Source organism: Hydrogenothermus marinus (assembly GCF_003688665.1).
In the GTDB taxonomy this organism is placed as follows: domain Bacteria; phylum Aquificota; class Aquificia; order Aquificales; family Hydrogenothermaceae; genus Hydrogenothermus; species Hydrogenothermus marinus.
The window spans coordinates 1-9,758 of sequence record NZ_REFO01000005.1 but is presented as its reverse complement, the minus strand read 5'-3'; the positions used below and the strand labels follow the sequence as shown (position 1 = coordinate 9,758).

At 29.3% G+C, this 9,758-nt stretch carries 7 protein-coding genes and 2 CRISPR repeat arrays; all 7 genes read right to left on the bottom strand.

Features of this window, described 5'->3' with window-relative positions; genetic code table 11:
- Positions 1-536: 536 nt before the first annotated feature.
- A CRISPR array of direct repeats spans positions 537-1,628; the repeat unit is 29 nt; unit sequence GTTTTATCTGAACTATATGGTATGTAAAG.
- A 366-nt stretch (positions 1,629-1,994) separates the two neighbouring features.
- Positions 1,995-2,198: a hypothetical protein gene (locus CLV39_RS00300; protein ID WP_121922247.1), complete on the bottom strand. Its 204-nt coding sequence runs from the start codon at positions 2,196-2,198 to the stop codon at positions 1,995-1,997.
- A gap of 62 nt (positions 2,199-2,260) precedes the next feature.
- Entirely contained in the window at positions 2,261-2,575 is a 315-nt protein-coding gene (locus tag CLV39_RS00295) for a hypothetical protein (protein ID WP_121922246.1), read from the bottom strand.
- Between the two features lie 178 nt (positions 2,576-2,753).
- Positions 2,754-3,800, bottom strand: a complete 1,047-nt coding sequence (locus CLV39_RS00290; protein ID WP_121922245.1) for a class II glutamine amidotransferase — start codon at positions 3,798-3,800, stop codon at positions 2,754-2,756.
- A 185-nt stretch (positions 3,801-3,985) separates the two neighbouring features.
- The gene (locus tag CLV39_RS00285) at positions 3,986-5,383 is read right to left on the bottom strand and encodes a hypothetical protein (protein ID WP_121922244.1); all 1,398 of its coding nucleotides are present in this window, start codon (positions 5,381-5,383) and stop codon (positions 3,986-3,988) included.
- A gap of 2 nt (positions 5,384-5,385) precedes the next feature.
- Positions 5,386-6,336, bottom strand: coding sequence for a TRM11 family SAM-dependent methyltransferase (locus CLV39_RS00280; protein WP_121922243.1), 951 nt, complete (start codon positions 6,334-6,336; stop codon positions 5,386-5,388).
- On the bottom strand, positions 6,330-7,445 hold the full coding sequence (locus CLV39_RS00275) for a DNA adenine methylase (protein WP_170145571.1): 1,116 nt from the start codon (positions 7,443-7,445) through the stop codon (positions 6,330-6,332). Before CLV39_RS00275 ends, CLV39_RS00280 begins: the two co-directional genes overlap by 7 nt.
- Before the next feature lie 44 nt (positions 7,446-7,489).
- The gene (locus CLV39_RS00270; RefSeq protein WP_121922241.1) at positions 7,490-8,149 is read right to left on the bottom strand and encodes a hypothetical protein; all 660 of its coding nucleotides are present in this window, start codon (positions 8,147-8,149) and stop codon (positions 7,490-7,492) included.
- Between the two features lie 82 nt (positions 8,150-8,231).
- A CRISPR array of direct repeats spans positions 8,232-9,612; the repeat unit is 29 nt; unit sequence CTTTTTAACCCACATAGTTCAGATAAAAC.
- Positions 9,613-9,758 lie beyond the last annotated feature (146 nt).

Genomic DNA, 9,758 nt, shown 5'->3' with positions numbered 1-9,758 from the left:
TATATATATATACTAAGAAAAGAGAAAAAATAACTTCTATGAAATTTTATTTACACAATGTGTAAATCTATTTTCATAGAAGTTTGACAGTTTTTTGTTCAATGAAATAGTCAAACTTTTGACTATTTCATTGGTAATATTTCATAAAAAAGCATTTCACTAACTTTAATATGAGTATTCAGTTTTAAATTTGCTTTTTTCATTAAATTACAATACAATAATTTTATAGGTTCTAAAACGGCTACTTGAAAATAGAATAAGTAGGCCTATTTAGTTCAGATTTTATTTTTTCTAACTTTTTATGAAAATACATAACAAATTTTGATATGTAGTTGCATTTTGAATAGAAAATATATTTCTGTGTAAGTTGGTTTTTTATAATGCTTTGCGAGAATATAACAGAAAATATATTTGCATTACTGGAGGTTTGATGCAACTTACTATCATTTGCGAGGATTTTTAAAAATTTTTAAATCCTCTGAAAAGTGCAAAATTACTTGATTAGAGCAATTTTTTTTATTAACTTAAATTAACGGGTTTTATCTGAACTATATGGTATGTAAAGTTCATATACAAAGACAAGGAAAAAGCTTTTCAAGAAGCAGTTTTATCTGAACTATATGGTATGTAAAGCATTTGATATGAAAAAAAGACTTCCTAAATTTGATAAGTTTTATCTGAACTATATGGTATGTAAAGCTATCATCATTTCTGCTGATGCATAAATACCAATTAGTTTTATCTGAACTATATGGTATGTAAAGTTTGCCATAGTTGCTATATTCCTATACGGTACAAAACCGTTTTATCTGAACTATATGGTATGTAAAGATCTAAAACTTTTTATCTTTTTTTTCGCTTCCCGTTTGTTTTATCTGAACTATATGGTATGTAAAGGTTTTATTTATCAATCAATATTTAAGATTTAAGAGTATTGTTTTATCTGAACTATATGGTATGTAAAGATATACTGAGTACCTACTGGAACGTTAGATATGAAGGTTTTATCTGAACTATATGGTATGTAAAGGCAGTTTTATTAAAAACACCGCCACATAAAATCAAAGTTTTATCTGAACTATATGGTATGTAAAGTGATCTGTTATGAGCCAATTATTGAATAGCATTGCCCCGTTTTATCTGAACTATATGGTATGTAAAGCTTATTGCAGTATATCTTGGTGGACCTATAAAAACTAGTTTTATCTGAACTATATGGTATGTAAAGATTTCAATGCTGATATGGTTCTTGAGTTTTGTTCTAGTTTTATCTGAACTATATGGTATGTAAAGTTACTGCGTAGATGTAGATAATGCAAAAGTTATCAGTGAGTTTTATCTGAACTATATGGTATGTAAAGCAGTTTGAAAAAGTAAAAGAGCAAATAATAAATGTTTTAGTTTTATCTGAACTATATGGTATGTAAAGGTTGTAGATAAAGATACAAATATAGTATACAATCCTCTAAGTTTTATCTGAACTATATGGTATGTAAAGACTTCTAAGTCATCTATTGTGACTTTATCTATAGCTGTTTTATCTGAACTATATGGTATGTAAAGTTGTAAAAAGTCTACAAAAGGAACATAATAAACTTTGTTTTATCTGAACTATATGGTATGTAAAGGAGTATACTGATTTTATATTTATAATGGAATATATAGGATTTTCATTGGACCATAGGGATTAAGACATAAATAATGTAAAAGAAACAAGCATCTTATTCAATTGAAATAAATCTTTTTCTACTTATTCAGAACCGATCCTATATAATATTTTTCACTATTGCCTGTTCGTTATTTATCAATGCTTACAATAGAATACTTATTTAAACTTATTAATTTTCAAGGATTTACCATAATGCACCTTATGGTAGTGTGTTTTACAGAAAAATGTCTGTTATACTGATTATATAGAAATCTCATTTTTTTATAATCTCATTAATAATAGCTATTGATTAATAATCTTAAAGCTGTTCCTTTTCAGGAATAAATCAATCATCATCACTATAAAGGCTTGGGCGAACTCCAAAATAACGAGAAACAATATCATCATCTTCTTCCATTTCTTTCATAAAGCAAGGGTCAGGTTCAAATAATTCATCTGCTTTTTCTGGATTGAATATTTTAAACAAAATAAATATAAAGGAAACTAATCCTAAAAAGCCAAACAGTCCTAAATACATTATTTCAACCATTTTAATCACCTCTATATTAGGTTTTGTTATTCTTTATTTTTTTATAGCGTCTATTCTATTTTTTATTTTTTATTCTTCTCTTTTTTTAAGTGATTTAATCTTACTATTAGCTCTAAATTTTCAATAGTTTTAACTGTCCTATGCCAAGTTTTTTTGAAATTCTCATCTAATCCAATTACTATAAGACTTAATTGATCCAGTTCTTCTGCTAATCTTTTAGCCTCTTCTTCATTTTCAGCAAATCCTAAAGAGATAAGTTCATTTATCAGGTCTTCTAAATATATCTTTTTCTCTTTTTCAATTCTTTTAAGATGAGGAAGTATTTTTCTGTATCTTTCAATATCTTCATAATCCAACCTGTCTAATATCTTGCTCATCTTACTTGCCTCCTTATTTTTTAATTTGTTAAAATTTTACTATAAAATATCTGAAATTTTTAAAGTTATAGCTATCTTTTTGGAATATCTTCTAAAAAAGTCAGTCATTCATCATCACTATAAGGACTTGGGTAAACATAGCGAACCGCATACCCGCTGTTAGGCGACGTTTCGGCTTTCATTTTCTAATCAGTCCGTCAATTTCTGATCTCTTAGATGGTTCTGTATAAAATGTCGCGTCATCATGATCCCATTTGACTCTATCTCTACTGTCTTGTTTTATATATCTTTTACACAGCAATGAGTAAATTGAGGGTAACAATTCTTCGCGAGACAAACCGACATTATCACATATTGTTCTGAAACTTAATCGATGGGGGCTTTGTCTAAGAAGTCTTAATATGTTTAGTTCAATCTCATTTAGTGTGGTTGAAAACTGTTTTGCGTCGCGATTGGAACTTGAAAAAACTATATTGCCATTTCTAAAAACGATCAACTCCCCAGCGTGAAAGTTTTCCCACCGCTCATTGGTTAATGGTCTCGTAGCAATGATAAAGCCTTTTTGAGATGGTTCTTTTTCTTCCGAGAGGTTGATTTCAAAATCTTCATCTTCCAGACGCACTGTATTGAAAGGAGCTTTTCGATGAACGAAACAAAGACCATTATAACTTTTTTCATCATGGTAACAGAATAAATGTTCTCCATCAGAAAAGATACAATTGAAAGTGCCTTTTTTGTTAATGGTTTTTAATAGATCCCACAACCATCTAAAATCTTCAGATGTCCATCGATTTATGTTTCTTTCTTCAATGCGATTGAGGATATAACAAAATATATGCTCTGAATCAGTTTCTCCTACAGGTCTAAATCTACCTGTTGATAATCTCTTATAATTATGTAGTGTACCGTTATGGGCAAAAACAAATTCTTTACCATTTAGTTCTCTTTGAAAGGGATGCGTGTTCATATGGCTCTTTGACCCAACGCTTGTATATCTTACATGTGAAATAAATATCTTTGATTTAATTCGCGGATAGTTTTTTATGAATTCTGATAAGGAACTTTCTCCTGCTTTTATTGGTTCTTTTATCACTTGGACAGATGTATCTGGATAATAAGCTATTCCCCATCCGTGTGGATTGATCTCTCCTCTATGGCGGAATCCTCTAAATGATAAAGTTGGTTTGATAGGCTTATTGAATGCTATCCCCAATAGTTCACACATTTTTTCACCTCTTAATCGGAATTTCGCCTAACGTTTTCAGGCTATACGAAGTTCCGCCTTTGGCGGAATTTGGGCGAGTGAAACGAGCCGTATAGCCCGTGTTATATGACCCGAACGAAGTGAGGGCAAGGAGCGAAGCGACGAAGCGTTCCGCCCGCCGAGCATTTTCATTATTATTTTTCATTTTAACCAAACCAGAAATCAATTAAATTTTTAATTGCATCTTTGAAAAGTTCTGGTGGTTTTATTCCTAATACTAAATCACCATTTTTATTTAACAAGAAACCTATTTCAATTTCAATAATCTTTCTTTCATGTCCTCCATATAATACTACTGTGCGAATTATTTTATATTTTGGATAATATTTTTTAATGTATCTTTTCTCAATTTCTTCAAAATTATTTAGTTCTTCTATTGCTTTATGTCTAAATTCATATTTTTTACCTTCAATATTTATAATTTCATATCTTCCAAAGTCAATCAAAATTAAATCAGGAATGCTTATAATTTTACTTTTATCACCTTTTTTGTATGCATCTCTGTCAGCATATTTTTCTAATGGTATTGGTTTTCCATCTTTTGTTATGAAATATCCCTTTTCACAACCAGCATGATTTTCAAATATTGCATCTCCGTTAGTGAAATTTTCAACTACTATATGGATAAAAATTGTTCCAAGTTTTTCACTTTCACTTTCATATTTCCAGTATCTTCTATCTCTTACCGCTTTAGGAACTTTCAAATTTTCAATTTCTATATTTAACATGTTCGCAATTTTTATAAATTTGTTATGCGGTGTTAGATGACGTTGATTTAGGCTATGATTTGTTATTACAATTCTTCCTTCCCACCCTAATTTTCTCAATGTTGCAGAGATTAGACTCAAAGCACCTATATTTGGATCATGAGCCAAAGAATTTGATTTAATCAATCTACCACTAATCTTTATTACATTGCCTTGTTTGTGTATCAAAATAGGTATATTTCCTCTTGGTGGTTTCCTCATAGAATTTTTAAAATTAATTAGTTCATCTACTGACGAAAAAGGTTTAAAAATTTTAGGATCTAATTTTTTACCTAATATTTCTACACCCAATGTTAATAAACATCTTGTTCCAAAAATATATGTATCTGTTGGTTCAGGCTTTTGTTTAATTTTTAAATTATATAACATAATTTTTCTTATATTTGGATAATAGTAATCAATATAAACAAATTTCGAAGCTCTCTGAAATACTCCAGTATTCCTACTTTCACTATCATCTGTTTTGGTTTCTTCTATCGCGTATAATGGAATATTGTCTTCTGTAGGTTCTTTATCTTGATAAAAAACCAAAAAATCAACAAAACTGCTATAACCACTTACAATTTTTAAAAATACTTTATTTATCTTATTGGAATGAAAACCGACAACTTCATATAAGAAAGTAAATCTCCTATCTTTATTTAAAATAGGTAATACCCTTATTGTATCTATAAAACAAGCAATTTTATTATCTTTTGCAAATTTATATAAAATTTTAGCTATTACTTCCCTTTTAGGCCTTTCTTCAGTTAATATCCACAGATTTTTCTTATTCATGTTTAAGCCTCTTTACGAAATATTAAAATAAATTGATGGAATTGATTGCTTACATAACTGAAAGGATACCCAAATGGATATAAATTCTGTGCTTTATCAAACCAAATTTTATATCCTTTAAACTTAAGACTCCTTATTTCTGATAAAGTTGAAACGATATCTGCATGTAGCATATTATGATGATTTTTATCTGGCTGCAAATCTTTTATAAATATTACAATATATTTTCTTTTCTTAAGGTACTGAACGGCTTTCTCAATGATTTCTTTCAGTGCTTGTAAGTAAGCATTATAATTAATATTTCCTATATCTCTTGGATTGGTGGTAAATGGAGTGCTAAATCTCTTCCCTCGTTTTTTTGCTTTATCTCCTGTTTTTGGTCTTGCTTGCATATTACAATAAGGAGGATCAGTAAGAATCAAATCAAAAAACTCTCCTAAATCTTCAAAAATTAATGGTATGTTTTTTGCATCTTCCACAATAGTTATTTGTTCTTTGAGTCCTAGTTTTTTTGAAACTTCTTTATACACTTCTATATATTTTTTTGAAATATCTATGCCTACCGCATTTCTTCTGCATAAAGAAGCACCTAAAAGAGTCCCACCAACACCCATAAATGGATCAAATACCCAACCACCTTCTTTAGTAAAAAATTCAATTATATTTTTCATTAGTTGTGGAGGCTTAGGAGAAGGATGAATTTTCCTTAATTCATGTCCATAAGATTCTTTTCCAGTGGTTGGATAATTCGTTATTTCAATGGAATTAAGAAAAAAGAGCCATTTCCTTCCACTTAAATTATTTAATTCATTTCTAATATCATAAACTTCTCCATCTGGACCAATATAAGAAAATTTGCTCTTTTTTTTATAGCTTCCTTTCTTTATTTCGTCTCTGAAATCCCTAAAGGGAAATGGTTCAAACTTATTCAATAGTTCTTTAAACTTTACCATCTTTCTTTCACCCCAATAAATAGATACTCACTAATTTTATTTTTCTTGGAATTATTATTACTTTTAAATCTCCTATATGGAATTTCGTAAAATCTTATTCTTTTTATTCCACTATCTTCAAGTATTTGGATTATTTGATTTTTTGAAAGCAAACCTTCACTATTATAACTTATAATGATATATTTTGCTTTTAGACCATTTAGTAATTTTAAAAAAGCGTCTTCAACTTCTTTCTTACTACAAAATACAGACTTCTCCTTATCTCCATATTCCCTTATCCCTGTTTTACCTTTAATTTTAGGATTGTCATATTTTGCTATTGTTTCTAACATATGATAATTAGCAATATACTGCCTTGAATTATAAGGAGGATCTATATAAGCAATATCGCATGTTATTTTCTCTAATAAATCAAAAATATTCTCATTGTAGGCTACATGTGTAAATTTGCTTGGTATCGCTTCTATATATTTTAGAATAAGAGGTTTGTGTGCTCTCGGGTCCCAAAATTTATTGAATGCTCCATAAGTACCTGATATATTTGCTACTTTTTGAACGGCAAGAAGTAAACTTGTTAAAAGATAAAAATACTCATCATCTGATATATAATCTTCCTTAAACCATTCTTCTATTTGTATCCTTACACTATCTATTTTCATTCCATTTTTAAGCGAGAAGTATTTTCTCTCCACCCCATCAATATCTTTACTAGCTGGAGTGTAATGTTGATATATAAAACCTTCAGTACCTTTTAAGGTATTGAGATAATTTAAAATCTGGTTAATTCTTTTTCTTGGTTCTTTTGAAAGATTATTAAGATTTAAATTAGAAAAAGAAGGAAGATTATTTATTACAATTAATCCGCGTTGGAGAACATATGAAAAATAGAGATTATCATTTGAGATTATTGAATACATTTTTTTAAAAAATCTTCCAACTACAGTACTACCACTAAAAACATCAAAAAAAGAATGGCCTGTGATACCCTCTTTTTTCAAAATTTTATATATATTAAATAACATATTATACTTGCTTCCAATAATCCTAAACTGAGGAATTTCTTTAAGAGGAACTACTTCCAAAGTTTCACCGAATAAAGTTTTATTCATCATTGTCCATCTCCTTACTTTTCAATTTATTTTCCATAAAAATCTCAAACTGCTTTTTTCTTTTCAACAAAAGATATTAGCTCGTTCACATTTTTATTTTTAATTAAATCTTTAAGATATGTTCGTTCCTCATCTGTTAGTTTTAGCCACGGGAAGGTTTGAATTAATTTCTTAACCTGCGATAACCCAAGATATTTTCGTGTATATTCGCTATTAGAATATTTGTAAGTAGTCATATCCTGATATCCTTCATTAATCCCTTGGAAATATTCCAAGTATTTTTGTGTTTCCTTATGCTTCACAATATAGCCAATATACAAGTATGGTGGATTTGTTATATGGTAAATAGGTAAGTCTAAATTGAGCAAAAACTTTGGATAGTTTTTGATTGTATCCCTTTGAAGGATATTTTGTGCAGCAATTCCTTTTGGAATTCCATATTTTACTGCATTTTGAATAGCTTTTTCAACTAATTCTTTTTGAATCTCAAAGAGAAAAATATGTTTTTTAAAAAATTCTACTCTCTCGTTTTCTGGGATTAATTCCAATATTGGTAGTATGAGGTTTCCTTCTCCTGCAAACAAATCAACCCATGTATAATTGTAAAGATTATCCTTTATTTCTGGTAATATAAATTCTTTGAATATTTGAACAGGAGTTAAATGTTCTCCGTATGTTCTTCTTTTTTTGTTTAATGACGCCATGTTTTTCATCTCCTTAATGAAATTGCCGCCAAATTTTTAAATCTTCCTCCAAGGCGACGGCGGGCATTTCACTTAACGTTTCCTTTTTACCCCACATAGTTCAGATAAAACAATATTATTCATAATATCCTCGTCAACATTTATGCTATACAACTTTTTAACCCACATAGTTCAGATAAAACGAAGTACCCGGAACAAGATGAAATTATTAATGCTATCTTTTTAACCCACATAGTTCAGATAAAACAATAAGACCTTTTGAGCAAAATCCTGAAAATGAATATGACTTTTTAACCCACATAGTTCAGATAAAACTCTTGACGGAAGCTATCTAATCAGGTTTCCAAAAGACTTTTTAACCCACATAGTTCAGATAAAACTTATCAGCTCTTTGACCTCTGCATCTTCAAGAACCTTTTTAACCCACATAGTTCAGATAAAACAAGAAATAAATTAGCAAATTTAGAGGAAAAAGCAAGGCAAACTTTTTAACCCACATAGTTCAGATAAAACTTCTAACGCCTTTTTTCTTGTTCCTTTTACTGCTACATACTTTTTAACCCACATAGTTCAGATAAAACAGGCTTAATATGAAAGCAAACATATACAAAGATTTAGTTGTCTTTTTAACCCACATAGTTCAGATAAAACAAAAAACATTACAGAAGAGATTGTAGAAAACGCTTGGTACTTTTTAACCCACATAGTTCAGATAAAACTAATCTGACTTTTTTTCATATTGTTTTTTTCATTTATCTTTTTAACCCACATAGTTCAGATAAAACTATACAAATAACGAAGAAATACAAAATTTATCTAGAATTACTTTTTAACCCACATAGTTCAGATAAAACCGGCAGGGTGTATGGAAAGCCCGCCTAGACTAACAACGAAGTTGTGCCCCCTTTTTAACCCACATAGTTCAGATAAAACAGTAGGATTCGAACAATATAAAAACCACGTTCACTCACCTTTTTAACCCACATAGTTCAGATAAAACTCAGAATTTTCTTGATATTACAGATAGCAATAAAGTACTTTTTAACCCACATAGTTCAGATAAAACATTCCTCATAAGTCTTCTTCTGGCCAGTGTTTACAAATATCTTTTTAACCCACATAGTTCAGATAAAACCTCAAAGCTCGCGGTTAATCAATTAAATTATTCCCGCTTTTTAACCCACATAGTTCAGATAAAACTAATATCCTTATCATCGTTTTTTTGTCTTCTCAAAACTTTTTAACCCACATAGTTCAGATAAAACTTGCTTTTTCTTCTAATTCGGTATTCCTTAATATTTCTTTTTAACCCACATAGTTCAGATAAAACATTGTCGTAGTTCAATTCCAGAGCCTTTCAGATGAAGAACTTTTTAACCCACATAGTTCAGATAAAACTGTTAGTTCTTCTGCTGTGTTGTTTGATGTAATGAACTTTTTAACCCACATAGTTCAGATAAAACCCGTTAATTTAGGTTAATAAAAAAAATTGCTTTAATCAAGTAATCTCGCATTTTTCAGAGGATTTAAAAATTTTTAAAAATCCTCGCAAATGATAGTAAGTTGCATCAAACCTCCAGTAATGCAAATATATTTTCTGTTATATTCT

Bases quoted from the DNA above. Each gene is read 5' to 3' on its own strand.
- CLV39_RS00300 (WP_121922247.1), bottom strand. From the start codon at position 2,198: ATGGTTGAAATAATGTATTTAGGACTGTTTGGCTTTTTAGGATTAGTT.
- CLV39_RS00295 (WP_121922246.1), bottom strand. From the start codon at position 2,575: ATGAGCAAGATATTAGACAGGTTGGATTATGAAGATATTGAAAGATAC.
- CLV39_RS00290 (WP_121922245.1), bottom strand. From the start codon at position 3,800: ATGTGTGAACTATTGGGGATAGCATTCAATAAGCCTATCAAACCAACT.
- CLV39_RS00285 (WP_121922244.1), bottom strand. From the start codon at position 5,383: ATGAATAAGAAAAATCTGTGGATATTAACTGAAGAAAGGCCTAAAAGG.
- CLV39_RS00280 (WP_121922243.1), bottom strand. From the start codon at position 6,336: ATGGTAAAGTTTAAAGAACTATTGAATAAGTTTGAACCATTTCCCTTT.
- CLV39_RS00275 (WP_170145571.1), bottom strand. From the start codon at position 7,445: ATGAATAAAACTTTATTCGGTGAAACTTTGGAAGTAGTTCCTCTTAAA.
- CLV39_RS00270 (WP_121922241.1), bottom strand. From the start codon at position 8,149: ATGGCGTCATTAAACAAAAAAAGAAGAACATACGGAGAACATTTAACT.